The 15941-nt window shown below is 75.1% G+C and carries 14 protein-coding genes and 1 riboswitch; of the genes, 2 read left to right on the forward strand and 12 right to left on the reverse strand.

Annotated elements, in window-relative coordinates:
* Positions 1-64 precede the first annotated feature (64 nt).
* The gene (locus tag AC07FJ_RS04505; RefSeq protein ID WP_479045078.1) at positions 65-1162 is read left to right on the forward strand and encodes an amidohydrolase family protein; all 1098 of its coding nucleotides are present in this window, start codon (positions 65-67) and stop codon (positions 1160-1162) included.
* Here the strand turns inward: AC07FJ_RS04505 and AC07FJ_RS04510 are convergent.
* Both AC07FJ_RS04510 and AC07FJ_RS04515 read right to left on the reverse strand, forming a co-directional pair.
* Positions 1159-1731, reverse strand: a complete 573-nt coding sequence (locus AC07FJ_RS04510; RefSeq protein WP_479045080.1) for a GNAT family N-acetyltransferase — start codon at positions 1729-1731, stop codon at positions 1159-1161. The genes AC07FJ_RS04505 and AC07FJ_RS04510 overlap by 4 nt on opposite strands.
* The gene (locus AC07FJ_RS04515; protein ID WP_479045081.1) at positions 1718-3772 is read right to left on the reverse strand and encodes a penicillin acylase family protein; all 2055 of its coding nucleotides are present in this window, start codon (positions 3770-3772) and stop codon (positions 1718-1720) included. Before AC07FJ_RS04515 ends, AC07FJ_RS04510 begins: the two co-directional genes overlap by 14 nt.
* Positions 3773-4017: 245 nt before the next feature.
* On the opposite strand from AC07FJ_RS04515, the gene AC07FJ_RS04520 reads away from it, so the two are divergent.
* Positions 4018-4968 (forward strand): SCO1860 family LAETG-anchored protein, encoded by a 951-nt coding sequence (locus AC07FJ_RS04520; RefSeq protein ID WP_479045083.1) that lies wholly within the window; start codon positions 4018-4020, stop codon positions 4966-4968.
* 7 nt (positions 4969-4975) lie between these two features.
* Here AC07FJ_RS04520 and AC07FJ_RS04525 read toward each other — a convergent pair whose 3' ends face one another.
* The 10 genes from AC07FJ_RS04525 to AC07FJ_RS04570 form a co-directional block, all read right to left on the reverse strand.
* Positions 4976-5443 (reverse strand): excalibur calcium-binding protein, encoded by a 468-nt coding sequence (locus AC07FJ_RS04525; protein ID WP_479045084.1) that lies wholly within the window; start codon positions 5441-5443, stop codon positions 4976-4978.
* Between the two features lie 265 nt (positions 5444-5708).
* A complete protein-coding gene (gene cobC, locus AC07FJ_RS04530; protein WP_479045085.1) occupies positions 5709-6779 on the reverse strand; it encodes an Rv2231c family pyridoxal phosphate-dependent protein CobC in 1071 nt (356 codons plus the stop codon).
* 73 nt (positions 6780-6852) lie between these two features.
* Positions 6853-7350 (reverse strand): cobalamin biosynthesis protein, encoded by a 498-nt coding sequence (locus AC07FJ_RS04535; protein WP_479045088.1) that lies wholly within the window; start codon positions 7348-7350, stop codon positions 6853-6855.
* On the reverse strand, positions 7347-8687 hold the full coding sequence (locus AC07FJ_RS04540) for a cobyrinate a,c-diamide synthase (RefSeq protein WP_479045089.1): 1341 nt from the start codon (positions 8685-8687) through the stop codon (positions 7347-7349). The genes AC07FJ_RS04535 and AC07FJ_RS04540 overlap by 4 nt, the downstream gene beginning before the upstream one ends.
* Positions 8681-9289, reverse strand: coding sequence for a cob(I)yrinic acid a,c-diamide adenosyltransferase (gene cobO / locus AC07FJ_RS04545; RefSeq protein ID WP_479045090.1), 609 nt, complete (start codon positions 9287-9289; stop codon positions 8681-8683). The genes AC07FJ_RS04540 and cobO overlap by 7 nt, the downstream gene beginning before the upstream one ends.
* Positions 9289-11337 carry a putative cobaltochelatase gene (locus AC07FJ_RS04550; protein WP_479045091.1) on the reverse strand — a complete coding sequence of 683 codons (2049 nt, stop codon included), beginning with the start codon at positions 11335-11337 and terminating at the stop codon, positions 9289-9291. The genes cobO and AC07FJ_RS04550 overlap by 1 nt, the downstream gene beginning before the upstream one ends.
* Positions 11334-12848: a cobyric acid synthase gene (locus tag AC07FJ_RS04555; RefSeq protein WP_479045093.1), complete on the reverse strand. Its 1515-nt coding sequence runs from the start codon at positions 12846-12848 to the stop codon at positions 11334-11336. Before AC07FJ_RS04555 ends, AC07FJ_RS04550 begins: the two co-directional genes overlap by 4 nt.
* Positions 12845-13822 carry a cobalamin biosynthesis protein gene (locus tag AC07FJ_RS04560; protein ID WP_479045095.1) on the reverse strand — a complete coding sequence of 326 codons (978 nt, stop codon included), beginning with the start codon at positions 13820-13822 and terminating at the stop codon, positions 12845-12847. The genes AC07FJ_RS04555 and AC07FJ_RS04560 overlap by 4 nt, the downstream gene beginning before the upstream one ends.
* Before the next feature lie 95 nt (positions 13823-13917).
* Positions 13918-14007, reverse strand: a riboswitch (cobalamin riboswitch).
* 174 nt (positions 14008-14181) lie between these two features.
* The gene (locus tag AC07FJ_RS04565; protein ID WP_361414984.1) at positions 14182-14403 is read right to left on the reverse strand and encodes a hypothetical protein; all 222 of its coding nucleotides are present in this window, start codon (positions 14401-14403) and stop codon (positions 14182-14184) included.
* A gap of 12 nt (positions 14404-14415) precedes the next feature.
* Entirely contained in the window at positions 14416-15678 is a 1263-nt protein-coding gene (locus AC07FJ_RS04570; RefSeq protein ID WP_479045097.1) for an inorganic phosphate transporter, read from the reverse strand.
* Positions 15679-15941 lie beyond the last annotated feature (263 nt).

A 15941-nucleotide genomic window follows, 5' to 3' on the forward strand; every position in this document is an offset into this window, starting at 1 on the left:
CTTCTTCGGATCACTTCGACACCGGCCCGCCCGAGCCTACCCACGCCCTCGTAGAGTGCTGCACATGACCAACGACGTGGTGCTGCACGTGACGGGACGGGTGCTCGTCGGTCCTGAGGACGTACGGGACGAGCTGTGGGTGGTCGGCGGCCGCGTCACCTACGACCGCCCCGCGGGCGCCGCCGCCGCGGACGTCCGCACCGTCACCGGGTGGGCGCTGCCCGGCCTCGTCGACGCGCACTGCCACGTCGGCCTGGACGCCCACGGCGCCGTCGACGAGGCGACCAGCGAGAAGCAGGCGCTCACCGACCGGGACGCGGGCACGCTGCTGATCCGCGACGCCGGTTCACCGGCGGACACCCGCTGGATCGACGACCGCGACGACCTGCCGAAGATCATCCGCGCGGGCCGGCACATCGCCCGCACCCGCCGCTACATCCGCAACTACGCGCACGAGATCGAGCCCGCCGACCTCGTCGCGTACGTCGCCCGCGAGGCGCGGCGCGGCGACGGCTGGGTGAAGCTCGTCGGCGACTGGCTCGACCGGGAGAAGGGCGACCTGGGCGCCTGCTGGCCGCGCCCCGAGGTGGAGGCGGCGATCGCGGAGGCGCACCGGCTGGGTGCCCGCGTGACGGCCCACTGCTTCGCCGAGGAGTCGCTGCGCGACCTCGTCGAGGCGGGCATCGACTGCGTCGAGCACGCCACGGGCCTCACCGAGGAGACCATCCCGCTCTTCGCCGAGCGCGGCGTCGCGATCGTCCCGACGCTCGTCAACATCGCGACGTTCCCGAAGCTCGCGTCCGGCGGCGAGGCGAAGTTCCCACGCTGGGCGGACCACATGCGCAGACTGCACGAGCGCCGCTACGACACGGTACGGGCGGCGTACGACGCGGGGGTCCCGGTCTTCGTCGGCACCGACGCGGGCGGCTCGCTGGCGCACGGCCTGGTCGCCGCGGAGGTCGCGGAGCTGGTCAAGGCGGGCATCCCGCCGCTCCACGCGCTGTCGGCGACGGCGTGGGGAGCGAGGGCGTGGCTGGGGCGCCCGGCCCTGGAGGAGGGCGCCCCGGCGGACCTGGTGGTCTACGAGGAGGACCCGCGCGCGGACGTCCGCGTCCTGGCGGCGCCGCGCCGTGTGGTACTCAACGGCCGCGTCGTCGGCTAGGGGGTGAAGAACAGCAGCCGGGCGCGCTTCTCCGCGATGTGCACCTCCGGCAGCACGACCTCCGGCAGGACCACCTCCGGGCCGAGCGCGAACCCGTTGCGCACGAGCAGCGCGATCGCCTTGTCGTTCGCGGCGTCCGGCTCGGCGACGATGCGCCGGTGGCCGGTGAGCGCGTACGCGATGAGGACGGAGACCAGCCGGGACGAGAAGCCGGGCTCCGGCGTACGGGCGGGGGCGAGCAGCAGGTGCACGCCGATGTCGCCGGGCTCGACGTCGTAGCACTCGCTGACGCGGTCGGCCTCGGGCTCGTACGTCTGGAAGAGCGCGACGGGCTCGCCGTCCCGGTACGCCAGGAACCCGTGGTGCGTGGTGAGCGAGTTGAGGTGCGCGTAGACCTCGCGTACGTCGTCGACCGTGGCGTCCCGCATGCCCCAGAACCGTGCCCGCTCCTCGCTGACCCAGGAGTGGAGGAGCTCCGCGTCCCGGTCGGGGTCGATCCGGAGGAGCCGGACGGTCCCGAAGCCGTCGACGGTGCGCTCGTACACGCAGTCGGTGTCAGTGGTGGTCATGCCGCTCCTCGGTGAGCTGGTTCCAGTCGGTGATGACGGGGGCGAGGTCGCCCCGCAGCCACAGGGGCAGCTGGTCGCGCTGGTGCGGGTCGCCGGGGACGCCCGAGGCGCCGAAGGGCACCACCCAGAGGCTGTCCTCGCGCCGGGCCAGGTCCCACACGTAACGGGCGGCGGGGCCGCGGGCGGCGCGGTCGGTGAGGCCGGGCACGGACGACGTGGAGCACACGCAGTCGTGGTCGCCGTCGAGCCCGGGCCAGGTGTCGGTGTCGTCCGGCAGCGCGGCCCACGGCGCGAGCCGGTGCGTCGCCCCCCAGGGCTCGTCGGGCACACCGGCGCCGGCGACCGCCGCGAGCGCCTCGCGGACGATCGCCAGCCGGTCGGCCTCCGGTACGGGCCCGCCGGTCAGCAGGGTCTCCAGGGCGTAGGCGACGCGCGGCACCAGCGCCAGCCAGGGCTGGAAGAGCGCGGGGTACGCGGGCGGCGTGGCGAGTCCGGCGAGCGCCGGGTGCCGGGCGAGCCGGCGCACGACCTCGGCGCGGACGGCCGCGAACGCCGCCGCGTCCGTGCTGTCGGCGTCCATGCGGCGGTTCCAGCACAGCAGCCGGTCGCGCAGGGCGACGGCCTTCGGGTCGAGGTCGGCGGCCCCGGCGACGAGGGTGAGCAGCGGGCGCGCCGAGGCGAGGTGCGTGTCGGTGTGGACGGCGGCCATGGCGGGCGCGGTCCACTCGGCGGAGGCGTCCAGCAGCCGGGCGATGCGCCGCGCCCGGTGCGGTGGCGCGAACTCGACACCGAGCGGCGCGGCGAGACCCCGGGCGTTCGCCATCACGGCGACGCCGTCGACGTCCTCGCGCGGCAGCGGCGCGTGGTGCCCGGTCCACTCGTGGCCCGGCTCCCAGGCGGGGACGACACGCAGCCGGTTGTCGGGGTGGCGCAGCGGGACGTAGCCGGCGACGCGGTGGAGCGCGCCGCCCTCGGTGTCGGCGGCCTGGACGACGTTGACGGGCTCGATCCAGCGGTCGAAGGCGCGGTCGACGTCGGCGACGGTGCGCGCGGCGAGCAGCGCGGGCAGCGCGGTGAAACCGAGCTCGCCGGTGACGCGCGGCGGGTAGCGCAGGCTGACCGGGCCCTCGGCGCCCTCGGGGATGATCACGGGCCCGCGCGCGGTCTCGACGATCTCGACCTCGACCGGCTCGGCGTCCTTGACCTCGATGCTCTCGGTGTGGACGCGGGCGGGCGCCCAGCCGTCCGGGCCGAGGGCCTCGACGCCGCCGTCACCGGTGCGCCGGAGCCGCTCGCGGTACAGGTCCTGGTAGTCGGCCATGGCGTTGGTGATGGCCCAGGCGACCGAGCCGGTGTGGCCGAAATGCGCCAGGCCCGGTACGCCGGGGACGGCGAGGCCGACGACGTCGAACGCGGGGCAGGCGAGCCGGATCTGCTGGTACACGCCGGGCGCCTCGATGAAGCGGTGCGGGTCGCCCGCGATGAGCGCGGCGCCGGTGGCGGTCCGCTCGCCGGTGACGAGCCAGCCGTTGCTGCCGGAGGTACCGGGGCCGTCGGTGGCGAAGAGCTCGACGTGCTCCTCGCCGAGGCGGCGGGCGACCGTGTCGCGCCACAGCTTGGTCGGGAAGCCGGCGAAGAGGATGTGGGTGGAGAGCCACATGGCGAGCGGCGTCCACGGCTCCCAGCGGCCGGGGGCGAGCCCGGTGGTCGTGAACTCGGAGGAGCGGCGGGCGCCTTGCGCGAGGCCGTCGTTGACGCCGTCGACGTACGCGTCCACCCAGCCGCGGGTCGGCTCGTCGAGCGCGTCGTAGCAGCGCCGCGCGGTGTCGGCGAGCAGGGCGCGCCGGGCGAAGAGGTCCCAGTCGAGGGCCTCGGCGCCGAGGAAGGCCGCCGTGGTGCCCTGGGCCCGGTGGCGCTCGACCTCCAGCTGCCAGGCGCGGTCGAGGGCGGTGGTACGGCCCTGGGCGTAGCTGAGTTCCTGCGCGTCGGCGGCGCGGAGGTGCGGGATTCCCCAGCTGTCCCGGTAGACCTCGATGCTCACTCTTGTCCCGATCTCTTTAGGTTAGGCTGCCCTAACTTAAGACATGGCTGTTCGAGAAGCAATCCGGCCACATTCGAACGTGGGCGCAGAATCCACCCCTTGGTGTGAACTCCCGTTACGCGCCTGACGTTTCACCCCCTTCACGCCAGGATTCCGGTGTCCCGCGTTGCCGCCGCACCCCACGTGTCCCCGTGGGTTCGAGGCGCGGCGACGCCCTTCTCCCAGCGTCTCCATGGGGAACCACCGTGAACACGACCAGAACCACCTTCCGCAGGCTCCGTCTGCCCGCCGCCACCGTCCTCGTGGCGCTCGCCGCCGTGGCCGTCCCGCAGGCCCCGGCGCACGCGACCGAAGCCGGCGGCCGGGCGAACGCGGCCGTCCTGCGCGCCGCCCTCGACGTCTCGCTCCTGAACAAGTCCGTGAACGTCCCGCTCGCCGCCACGCTCAACGCGGTCCAGGCCCCGGCGAACGGAGCCGCGGCGAACGGAGCCCCAGCCAACGGAGCCCCGGCGAGCGCCGAGAAGACCGCGCTCACCGTCACCCTGGACGGCGTCGACCGGGGCAGGCCCTTCACCCTGCTGCACGCGGACGCCGCCACCGCGAAGGCCACGGCGGACTCCCGCCGCGCCGAGGCCTCCACCCGCCTCGCGCGCGCCCGGCTCCACGTCCCCGGCCTGCCGCTGCTCTCCCTCGTCGAGGCCGAACAGGTCACCGCCCGCGCGGTGTGCGAGGCGGGCGAGCGCCCGGTCGCCGAGGCGAACCTCCTCGGCAAGGTGACGGTCCTCGGCAAACGGGTGACGCTCACCCCCGGCGGCCCCACGCGCGTCCAGGCCCCCGGCGTCGGCGAGGTCACGCTCCACCTCTCGAAGTCCGAGACCACCACCCGCACCGCCGCGGCCACCGCCCTCTCGCTCAAGGTCGCGGTGAACCCCCTCAACCTCAACGTCGCCGACGTCACCGGCACCCTGACCCTCGCCGAAGCCGCCTGCACGACCCCCCGTCCCGCCGCGCACGTCCAGCCCCAGACAGCCGCCGTGAAGCCGGCCGCCACGGTCCCCGCCCCGGCTGCCGCCCAGCCCGGCCTCGCGGCCACGGGCGCCGGCCCGACGACCCCGTATGTCGCGGCCGGCGCCCTGGCCTTCCTGGCGGCGGGCACGGCGGCGCTGGTCACCCTCCGCCGCCGCCGACGCGCCTGACCCGCGGTTACCGGCCGGGCCGCCGGCCCCGCCGCCCCAGCCGGGCCGCCAGGCACGCCAGCACCAGGGCCGCGCCACCGGCGCAGACGGCCAGCCCGTAGGCGGGGTCGCCCCCGCCCTGCGGCGCCGCGCCCCCCAGGCCGCCACGAACGCCGCGCGTCGGCTGCGCCGTGGGCGTGGCGGGTGCGGTGGGTGCGGCCGTGGCCGTCGTCGTGGGTGTGGCGGGCGCGGTGGGCGTGGGGACGCCCGCCTCCGCCCTGCTGGGCAGCGTCTCGCAGGCGATCCCGTCATCGGGCGCCGGATCGTCCTCGTCCAGCCGGTGCGGGTCGCTGGGGTCCTGGTCGTACACGGCCTGCGCCTCTTCCTGGTACGTGAAGTGGCTGCAGCGGAGATCCTGGGCGTACGCGACGCCGGGAAGCGCTACGGAAGCGGCGCCGGCCAGAAACGCGGCGGCCACCGCGGTACGGAAGTTCATGACGAAACCTCCTCCTGGTCTTCACGACCATGGCCTATCGACCATAGGGAGGGAGGCGCTGCCCCGCCACTCGAGGGAACCGCTCGGCCACGGGCTGACGTGGTTCCCGGTGGAGCGCCCTGTTCCGGGGCGCCCCGTCCGCTCGCGCCGAGACGTCGAGGGCGCCGTGACGGCGATGCGGCAGCCCTTTCCGCCGCGCACGGTCCACGGCGCACCTCGCCGCTCGGCTCCGCACCGCGCGGCGCCCGCTTCGCGAGAGCAGCCCTCAGCGCCCCTTCGCCGCGCTCCCCGCCATCACCAGCGCCTGGTCCAGCGCCTGGAGGAATCGGTTCGTCGTCACCCGGTCGCGGACCGCGAGGCGGAGCCAGTCGGGGCCCAGGCCCGGGAAGGTGTCGCCGCGGCGGGCCGCGAAGCCGAGGGAGCGCAGGCGGTCGCGTACTGCGGCGGCGCCGGCGATGCGGACCAGGACGAAGGGGCCCTGCGCGGCCGACACGGCCCGTACCTCCTCGAACTCCGCGAGGCCCGCCAGCAGATGGGCGCGGTCCGCCGCGATCCGGTGGGCCGCTTCCTCCGCCTCGGCCAGCGCCGCGGGGGAGACGCACGCCTCCGCCGCCGCCAGCGCGGGCGTGGAGACCGGCCACAGGGGCTGCGCCCGCTCCAGGGCGGCGACCGTGTCCCGGTCGGCGAGCACGTACCCGATCCGGAGGCCCGCGAGGCCCCACGTCTTGGTGAGGCTGCGCAGCACCACGAGCCCCGGTACGTCCGTGCGGCCCGCGAGAGCCTCCCGCTCGCCCGGCACCGCGTCCATGAACGCCTCGTCCACCACCAGGGTCCGCCCCGGCCGCGCCAGCCGGGCGAGGACCGAGGCGGGGTGGAGGACGGACGTGGGGTTCGTCGGGTTGCCGACCACCACCAGGTCGGCGTCCTCGGGCACCGCCGCCGGGTCCAGCCGGAAACCGTCCTCCTCGCGCAGCAGCACCCGCCGCACCTCGTGCCCCGCGTCCCGCAGCGCCGCCTCCGGCTCCGTGAACTGCGGATGCACCACCACCGGTCTTCGCGCCGGCAGCGCCCGCGCCAGCAGCACGAACGCCTCCGCCGCCCCGGCCGTCAACAGCACGCGGTCGGCGGGCAGTCCGTGCCGGGCCGCCACCGCGGCCCGCGCCGCCCGGCCGTCGGGGTAGGCGGCGAGCCCGGTCAGCGACCGGGCGATGCGCTCCCGCAGCCAGTCCGGCGGGGTGTCGGCACGGACGTTGACCGCGAGGTCGGTCAGCTTCTCGTCGCGGACCTCCGCGTCACCGTGGTGCCGCAGGTCGTGGGTGTCAGTGTCGGTATGCATGGCCGCCATGGGGGGTGGTGGGGGAGTGGGGGGCGAGTCACCCCGTGGCTCATGGGGTGACTCAGGGAGTGCGTCAGGAGGTGAACGGACTTCCTGTGCGCTCCCTGTCTAAAGACTCCGGCGCCGGCCGTGCTGTCAACGCCGTTTCCCCACCCGTGTACCCGGGCACCACATTCAACAACCGCCCGCGCGCCACCGCGCACGTGACCCGAGCCGCCCGCCCGGCCGCCTTCCGCTTCGGTACGAGCAGTTGCCCGCCGCCCGCCAGCGCCGCCGCCTCCGCCACCGACGGCGTCCCGACGGCACCGCGCACGGCGTCCGACGGATGCGGTACGGCGACGCGCGCCAACTCCCGCGCCGCGTACGCCCGCACCGGCACCCCGAGTCGCGCCGCCGCCGCCACGATGCCCGGTTCGTCCGCCTTCGTATCGAGCGTGGCCAGCTCCGCCACCTCGCCCACCGGCAACCCGGCCTCCCGCAGCGTCGCCTCGATCAGCCCGAGCACCGCGTCGGCGGACACGCCCCGCCCCGCGCCCACCCCGACCACCAGACCGGCCCCCCGAGACGTCACCGCGCGCAGAACTCCACGAACCGCCGCGCCGCCTCCGGCACGGCCGCCCAGTGCGTGTGCACGTAACTCGCGTGCACACCCCGCTGCACGAAGCCCTCCACCCGGCGCTCCGGCTGCCGCAGCCCCCATGCCGGCGCCGGCCCCGCCCCCGGCTCCAGCACCGTGCGGTGGAACTCGTGCCCCCGCATCCGCGTCCCGGCCGCGGCCAGCGGGCTGTCGCTCATGGCGACCGCGTCCCGGTACCCGAGCGTCAGCCGCTCCGACATGCGCGCGTCGGCGTCCAGCACCCCGCACATCGGCTGCCCGTCCAACGACCGCGCCAGGTACAGCAGTCCGGCGCACTCCGCCGCGACCGGCGCCCCCGAAGCGGCCAGCTCCGCGACCGCCCCGCGCAGCCGCGCGTTGGCCGACAGCTCGGAGCCGTACACCTCGGGAAAACCGCCGCCGATGACCAGACCGCGGGTCCCGGCCGGCAACTCCTCGTCCCGCAGCGGGTCGAACGGCACGACCTCCGCACCGGCCGCGCCCAGCAGCTCGGCGTGCTCGGCGTACGAGAAGGTGAACGCCGCCCCGCCCGCGACCGCGACCACCGGCCGGGCCCCCGCCACCGGTTCCACGGCCGGCTCCCAGGCCGCCGCCGCGAGAGGCGGCGCCGACCGGGCCAGCGCGAGCAGCGCGTCCAGGTCACAGCCCTGCCGCACCTGTTCGGCCTGCGCCGCGACCGCCTCCACGGCCGCTGCCTGCCGCTCGGCCACCGGCACCAGACCCAGGTGCCGCGACGGCGTGGCGACGGCGGGCGCCCGCCGCAGCACGCCCAGCACCGGCACGCCGGACTCGCCGAGCGCCTCGCGCAGCAGGTGCTCGTGCCGGTCGGTGGCCACCTTGTTCAGGATCACCCCGCCGATCCGCACCTCCGGGTCCCAGGACGCGAAGCCGTGCACCAGCGCCGCCACCGACCGCGACTGCGACGACGCGTCCACCACCAGCACCACCGGCGCCCGCAGCAGCTTCGCCACCTGCGCCGTGGACGCCAGCTCGCCCTGGTCGGCGGCGCCGTCGTACAGGCCCATCACGCCCTCGACGACCGCCAGGTCGCAGCCGCGCGCGCCGTGCGCGAAGAGCGGCGCGATCAGCTCCGTACCGCACATGTACGCGTCGAGGTTGCGGCCCGGGCGGCCCGTCGCCAGCGCGTGGTAGCCGGGGTCGATGTAGTCGGGGCCGACCTTGTGCGGCGACACCGCGAGACCACGGCCCGCGAACGCGGCCATCAGGCCCGTCGCGACCGTGGTCTTGCCCGCGCCCGACGACGGCGCGGCGATGACGAGACGCGCTACCACTCGATGCCCCGCTGGCCCTTCTGACCCGCGTCCATCGGGTGCTTGACCTTCGACATGTCGGTGACGAGGTCGGCGAAGTCCACCAGCTCCTGCGGCGCGTTGCGCCCGGTGATCACCACGTGCTGCCGACCGGGCCGGTTCCGCAGCACCTCCACCACCTCGGCGGTGTCGATCCAGCCCCAGTGCAGCAGGTACGCGAACTCGTCGAGGACGTAGAACGTGTACTTCTCCTCGGCCAGGTCGCGCTTGACCTGCTCCCAGCCCTCGCGCGCCTTGTCCTCGTGCGACGGCTCGCCGTCCTTGGGGTCGCGCTGGATCCAGGACCAACCCTCGCCCATCTTGTTCCAGGTCACGGTCCCGCCCTTGCCGGTCTCGCCGAGCGCCTTGAGGGCGTTCTCCTCGCCGACCTTCCACTTGGCGGACTTGACGAACTGGAACACCCCGATCGGCCAGCCCTGGTTCCAGGCGCGCAGCGCCATCCCGAAGGCGGCCGTCGACTTCCCCTTGCCGACGCCCGTGTGCACCATCACCAGCGCGCGGTTGCGGCGCTGGCGGGTGGTGAGCCCGTCGTCCGGTACGACGGTCGGCTGTCCCTGCGGCATTAAGCGGCCCTCCTCGAAGTTCCCTGAACATCCCTGACCAGCCCGGCGATCGAGTCCGCCCGCAGCTCGTCCAGGGTGACGGCGGTGCCGCCCAGCCGGGCGGCCAGTTCGGCCGCCAGACCCAGCCGTACGGGCCCGCTCTCGCAGTCCACGACCACGGACGCGGTGCCCTCGGCGGCGTGCAGCCCGGCCGCCCGTGCGGCCAGCGCCAGCGGCTCCGGGCCGCCGGTCGCCCGGCCGTCGGTGACGACGACCAGCAGCGGGCGGCGCGACGGGTCACGCAGCCGCTCCACGCGCAGCACGTCGTGCGCCTTCAGCAGCCCCGCCGCGAGCGGCGTGCGCCCGCCCGTCGGCAGCTGCTCCAGCCGGGCGGCGGCCGCGTCCACGGACGACGTGGGCGGCAGCACGACCTCGGCGGCCGCGCCGCGGAAGGTGACCAGGCCGACCTTGTCGCGCCGCTGGTACGCGTCCAGCAGCAGCGACAGCACGGCGCCCTTCACCGCGCCCATCCGCCGCCGGGCCGCCATCGACCCGGACGCGTCCACCACGAACAGCACCAGGTTGCCCTCGCGCCCCTCGCGCGTCGCCTGTCGCAGATCGTCCCGCCGTACGACGAGCCCGGGCCCCGACCGGCCGCGCGCCCGCTGGTGCGGGGCGGCCGCCTGCACGGTCGCCGCCAGGTGCAGCTTGGTCAGCGCCCCGCGCGGCCGTACCGCCCCGGTCGTCCTGCCGTGGGCGGTACGCGCCCGGGAACGCCGCCCGGCGGCGCCCTCGCCGAGGCCCGGCACGCTCAGCACCTTCGTACGGAACGGCTCGGCGGCCGCGACGGGCGCCTGCTCGGCGCCGCCGGGGCCGGGCGCGGGGGCGGGGCCGGACGCGGGAGCCTCATCCTGGGCCGGGGCGTCCTCCGGAGACGCCGACTCCCCGTCCGGCGCCCCGCCCTGCGGAGGCACACCGCCACCGCCGCGGGGCCCGTCCGGACCGCCGGGCCCGTCAGGCCCCGGGTCCGGCTCCGGATCCGGGTCGTCGTCGCCCTTGAACTCCTCCAGCGTCTGGTCCAGCTTGTCCTCGTCCAGCCCCGGCGCGTCGAACGGATTGCGCCTGCGCCGGTGCGGCAGCGCCAGCAGCGCCGCCTGCCGTACGTCGTCGGACGTGACGTCCGTCCGCCCGGCCCACGCGGCCAGCGCCGTCGCCGTACGCGCCATCACGATGTCGGCGCGCATGCCGTCCACCTCGAACGCCGCGCACGTCGCCGCGATCTGCCGCAGCGCCGCGTCCCCCAGCGTCACGGACGGCAGCAGCGCCCGCGCGGCCGCGATCCGCTCCCGCAGCGCGGCCTCCTCGCCGGCCCACCGCGCCGCGAAACCGGCCGGGTCGTCGTCGAACGCCAGCCTGCGCCGTACGACCTCCACCCGCTGCTCGGGCTCCCGCGAGGCGGCCACCTCCACGGTCAGCCCGAACCGGTCGAGCAGCTGCGGCCGCAGCTCGCCCTCCTCCGGGTTCATGGTCCCGACCAGCAGGAAGCGGGCCGCGTGCCGTACGGAGACGCCCTCGCGCTCGACGTACGAGGAGCCCATGGCGGCGGCGTCCAGCAGGAGGTCGACCAGGTGGTCGTGGAGGAGGTTGACCTCGTCCACGTACAGCACGCCCCGGTGCGCGTCGGCCAGCAGTCCCGGCTCGAACGCCTTCACGCCGTCCGCGAGCGCCCGCTCGATGTCGAGGGCGCCGACCAGCCGGTCCTCCGAGGCGCCCACGGGCAGCTCGACCATCCGGGCGGGCCGCGCCACGCCCGCACCGGCCTCGTGCGGCCCGTCCGGGCACCCCGGGTCGGGGGAGCCGGGCGCGCAGGAGAAGCGGCAGCCGGGGACGACGTCCACGTCCGGCATCAGGGCCGCGAGGGCGCGCACGGCCGTCGACTTGGCGGTGCCCTTCTCACCGCGTACGAGGACACCGCCGACGGCCGGGGACACCGCGTTCAGCAGCAGCCCGAGCCGCAGGTCGTCCTGCCCGACGATCGCGGTGAAGGGGTAGTGGGGTGCAGCGCTCATGAAGGTGCTCCGGGTGCGATGAAGGGAAGTCCTGTGGGCGGGCCCTGCTCGATCAGCTTCCAGAGCGCGTCGGTGTCCGCGTGCTCCTCGATCAGGTCGCCGAGCGTGTCCAGCTGCTCCTCGCGCAGTGCGCCGAACGACGTGTCCGGCGCCGGGACGAAGCGTCTGCCGGCCGCGCCGGCGACCTCGCGCAGGAACGCGCGGCGGAAGCCGTCGCTCTCCAGGGAGCCGTGCCAGTGCGTGCCCCACACGGCCCCGACGCGGCACCCGTCCAGGAACGGTTCCCCGCCCTGTACGTCCGCGACGCCGTGGTGGATCTCGTACCCCTCGACCGGCTCGCCGAGGGCCTCGCCGACCGGCCGCGCGAGGGTCTTGCCGGGCGCGAACCGCACCCGTACCGGCAGCAGTCCGAGGCCGTCCACCAGGCCCGCCTTGGACTCGACGTCGTCCTCGATGCGCTCGCCGAGCGCCTGGAAGCCGCCGCAGATGCCGAGGACCGGGCGGCCCTCCGCCGCGCGCCGCACCAGCGCGTCCGCGAGGCCACGCTCGCGCAGCCACGCCAGTGCCTTCACCGTGCCGCGCGTGCCCGGCACCACGACCAGGTCGGCGTCGGCCAGCTCCTCGGGCCGGTCCACGAACCGCACGACCACGCCCGGCTCGGCCGCCAGCGCGTCCACGTCCGTGAAGTTCGACATGAGCGGTACGGCGCAGACGGCGACCCGCAGCACGTCCTCGCCCACCGGCGGGGCGACCACCGACTCGCGGACGGCGCCGCGCAGCGAGACGCGCAGCCCGTCCTCCTCGTCGATGCCGAGCCCGTGCGCGTACGGCAGCACACCGAAGGTGCGGCGGCCCGTGAGGCCCAGCAGCATGTCCAGGCCCGGTTCCAGCAGCGTCACATCGCCCCGGAACTTGTTCACGAGGTAGCCCGCCACCAGCTCCTGGTCCTCGGGCGCCAGCAGCGCCGTCGTCCCGAAGAACTGCGCGAAGACCCCGCCCCGGTCGATGTCGCCGACCACGACGACGGGGAAGCGGGCGGCGCGCGCGATGCCCATGTTGACGATGTCGGTGCGCCGCAGGTTGATCTCGGCCGGGCTGCCCGCGCCCTCGCAGATGACGGCGTCGTACGTCTCGCGGAGCTGTTGGAGGCAGTCCAGGACGGGTTCCAGCAGCTCGCGCTGCTTGCCGCCGTGGTAGCCGCGCGCGCTCAGCTCGCCGACCGGCTTGCCCATCAGCACCACCTGGCTGGACCGGTCGCTGCCCGGCTTGAGCAGCACCGGGTTCATCAGCGCGGTCGGCTCCACCCGGGCGGCCTGCGCCTGCATGGCCTGCGCCCGGCCGATCTCCGCGCCCTCACGGGTGACGAAGGAGTTGAGGGACATGTTCTGTCCCTTGAACGGCGCGACCTTCACGCCCTGCCGTACCAGCCAGCGGCAGATGCCGGCCGTGACGACGCTCTTGCCCGCGTCGGACGTGGTGCCCGCGACGAGCAGCCCCCCACCCTTGCTCATGTACGCCTCCGCCTCCGCTTGACCGCCCCGTGCGCCCTGATCGCCCCGTACGCCAGCCGCCCGCCCGCGCACACCGCGAGCGTGAGAGCACTCACCCGGCGCGACAGCCGCACCGCGCGTTCGATGTCCGCCACCTCGACGTCCCGCCCGTCGCCGTTGAGCACTGGCCGGTGCTCAACGCGTCCCCCGTACGAGAGCGTGCCGCCGAGCCGTACGCCCAGCGCGCCCGCGAAGGACGCCTCCACCGGGCCGGCGTTGGGGCTCGGGTGCTTGGCGGCGTCGGCCCGCCAGGCGCGTACCGCGCCGCGCGGGTTGCCGCCGGCGACCACGGCCAGGGCGGCGGTGAGCCGGGCACCGGGCCAGCCGGCCACGTCGTCGAGGCGCGCCGAGGCCCAGCCGAAGCGGCGGTAGCGCGGCGACTTGTGCCCGACCATCGCGTCCAGCGTGTTCACCGCGCGGAAGGCGACGAGTCCCGGTACGCCGCCGATCGCGCCCCACACGAGGGCGCCGACGACGGCGTCGGAGGTGTTCTCGGCGACGGACTCCACGACCGCGCGGGCGATGCCGGGGCCGTCCAGGGCCTGCGGGTCGCGCCCGCACAGGTGCGGCAGCCGCTCCCGGGCCACCTCCAGGTCCCCGGCGGCCAGCGCGCCGCCGATGGCGCGGGCCTCGCGGCCCAGCGTCGTACCGCCGACGACGGACCACACGGCGGCGGCGGTCAGCGCGAGGGACGCGGCGCGCCGCCCGCGGACCGCGCGGGCCGCGAGCGCCGCCGCACCGGCCGCGCCCCCGGCGCACACGGCGGCGTGCACCGCGCCCCAGGCGCGGTCGTCGCGCCACAGGGCGCGCTCCACGCGGGCGGCCGTACGCCCGAAGGCGGCCACGGGGTGCCCGCGGCGGGGGTCGGCGAGGAGCAGGTCGGCGGCGAGCCCGACGGCCGCGCCGTAGGCGAAGACGCGGTCACCGCGTCGCATGGCGTCTCGATGCGTCCGAGGCAGCGCAAAGGCAGCCGGGCATGGTGATGTCCTCACTCAGGGTCCGCGCCCTGGCTCGACGTGACCGGCGACGAGAGTTCCTGACTCATCCGGCCCGTCGGACGTCTCGCCCTCGGGCCGGACTCACAGTGGCGGGACCGCGCCGGATTCGCACCGGCTTCCTCTCCTGCCGCCGTAAATGGCCCCGGCAGTCCACCACGCTCCGCGAACGCCCGTCAACTCGCCGCTGACCTGCGGGAGGAGAGTGTGCTCAGCCCCACAGGGCGGGGCCGTGAACGCGGCCGGGCCGGCCACACCCGTGAGGGTGCGACCGGCCCGGTGCCCGAAGGCGTCACGCGTCAGGTCACGATCAGGTAGATCCCGAAGGCGATCGCCGCCGCGCAGACCGCGAAGGCCGTGTAGGCGCCGGTGCGGGCCAGGACGGCCGAGCCGCCGCTCGCCGCCGCCTGCTCCTGCTTCGAGAGGCCGAGGATGCCGAGGGTGAACAGGCCCACCAGTGCGACGGTGGCCACGAGGCTCACGCCGAACACGGAGCCGAGAGCTGCCCAGTCGATCTTCATGCTGTTCTTTCCTTACACCGTGGCGGCGGGTGCGGACGCGGCCGCCGGGGTGGTCTCCGGCGCCTTCGCCGGGATGGTGGCCTGGAGGTCGGCGGTGAGGTCGGCGACGGTGCCGGCCGGGGGCGGGGTGACGGCCGCGATGGCGGTGGTCACGACGCCCGCGGGCTCGTCGGTCTCCACGTCGTTGACGTTGGTGTGGTCGACGACCTGGCGGCGCGAGATGAACCAGATCGCGGCGCAGGAGGCGATGAGGAAGACCGCGACCGCGGCCACGCCCCAGTCGCCCTGCTGGGTCACGTACTCCGAGGCGGCGGCGACGAGACCCGCGGCCGGCAGGGTCAGGCCCCAGGCGACGAACATCCGGGTCGCGGTGGACCAGCGGACGACGCCGCCCTTGCGGCCGAGGCCCGCGCCCATCACGGCGCCGGAGCAGGAGTGCGTCGTCGAGAGCGAGAAGCCCAGGTTCGAGGAGGCGAGGATCACGGTCGCCGCGCTGGTCTGGGCGGCGAAGCCCTGCTGCGGCTGGAGGTCGGTGAGGCCCTTGCCCATGGTGCGGATGATGCGCCAGCCGCCGAGGTAGGTGCCGAGGGCGATGGCCATACCGGCGGAGACGATCACCCAGAGGGGCGGGTTGGAGCCGGGGGCGAGGATGCCGCCGGCGACCAGCGCCAGGGTGATGATGCCCATCGTCTTCTGGGCGTCGTTGGTGCCGTGGGCGAGCGAGACGAGGCCCGCGGAGGCGATCTGCCCGGCGCGGTAGCCCTTGCGGCCGGTCTTCTCGTCGATGTTCGCGCCGGCCTTGTACGTCAGGCGGGCGGCCAGCATCGCGGCGAGGCCGGCGACCAGCGGCGCGGCGACGGCCGGGATGAGGACCTTGGTGACGACGACGCCGCTGTTGACGCCGCTCAGGCCGACCGAGGCGATGGTGGCGCCGACGAGGCCGCCCATCAGGGCGTGGGAGGAGCTGGAGGGCAGGCCCACCAGCCAGGTCAGGAGATTCCAGAGGATGGCGCCGACGAGCGCCGCGAAGATCACCTCTGGGGTGATTCCCTCTTCGTTGACCAGGCCGCTGGAGATCGTCTTGGCGACCTCGACGGACAGGAACGCGCCGACCAGGTTGAGCACGGCGGACATGGCCACCGCCGTCTTGGGCTTCAGGGCGCCGGTCGAGATGGTCGTCGCCATCGCGTTGGCGGTGTCATGGAAACCGTTCGTGAAATCGAACACGAGAGCTGTCACGACCACAATGGCGAGCAGCAGCGTGATGTGTTCCATTTACCCAGGCAATCGTTCGACGTCAGTGGCTTGGTGAACGTAGGCAACCTGAGTGAACGGAAGGTGAACTGGGTCGGGCATCATGGTGACCGAAGATCCGGAATCATCGCCACCGTTTCGTCGCCGGTGCCCGGCCGGGCGGGCGGATGCCCGTATCCACGGGCTTTCCCGCCGTTCACCCGGTGTGCGGAGGTGGGCGGGCGGGGCTCGGATGAGGAGATTTTTGTCATCTGATCGACTTCCGTTACGCCCTCGCCGCCGGG

The organism is Streptomyces sp. NPDC045998 (genome assembly GCF_056430285.1).

Coding starts and splice junctions, on each gene's coding strand:
- AC07FJ_RS04505 (WP_479045078.1), top strand. CDS start 65: ATGACCAACGACGTGGTGCTGCACGTGACGGGACGGGTGCTCGTCGGT.
- AC07FJ_RS04510 (WP_479045080.1), bottom strand. CDS start 1,731: ATGACCACCACTGACACCGACTGCGTGTACGAGCGCACCGTCGACGGC.
- AC07FJ_RS04525 (WP_479045084.1), bottom strand. CDS start 5,443: ATGAACTTCCGTACCGCGGTGGCCGCCGCGTTTCTGGCCGGCGCCGCT.
- cobC (WP_479045085.1), bottom strand. CDS start 6,779: ATGCATACCGACACTGACACCCACGACCTGCGGCACCACGGTGACGCG.
- cobO (WP_479045090.1), bottom strand. CDS start 9,289: ATGCCGCAGGGACAGCCGACCGTCGTACCGGACGACGGGCTCACCACC.
- AC07FJ_RS04550 (WP_479045091.1), bottom strand. CDS start 11,337: ATGAGCGCTGCACCCCACTACCCCTTCACCGCGATCGTCGGGCAGGAC.
- AC07FJ_RS04555 (WP_479045093.1), bottom strand. CDS start 12,848: ATGAGCAAGGGTGGGGGGCTGCTCGTCGCGGGCACCACGTCCGACGCG.
- AC07FJ_RS04560 (WP_479045095.1), bottom strand. CDS start 13,822: ATGCGACGCGGTGACCGCGTCTTCGCCTACGGCGCGGCCGTCGGGCTC.
- AC07FJ_RS04565 (WP_361414984.1), bottom strand. CDS start 14,403: ATGAAGATCGACTGGGCAGCTCTCGGCTCCGTGTTCGGCGTGAGCCTC.
- AC07FJ_RS04570 (WP_479045097.1), bottom strand. CDS start 15,678: ATGGAACACATCACGCTGCTGCTCGCCATTGTGGTCGTGACAGCTCTC.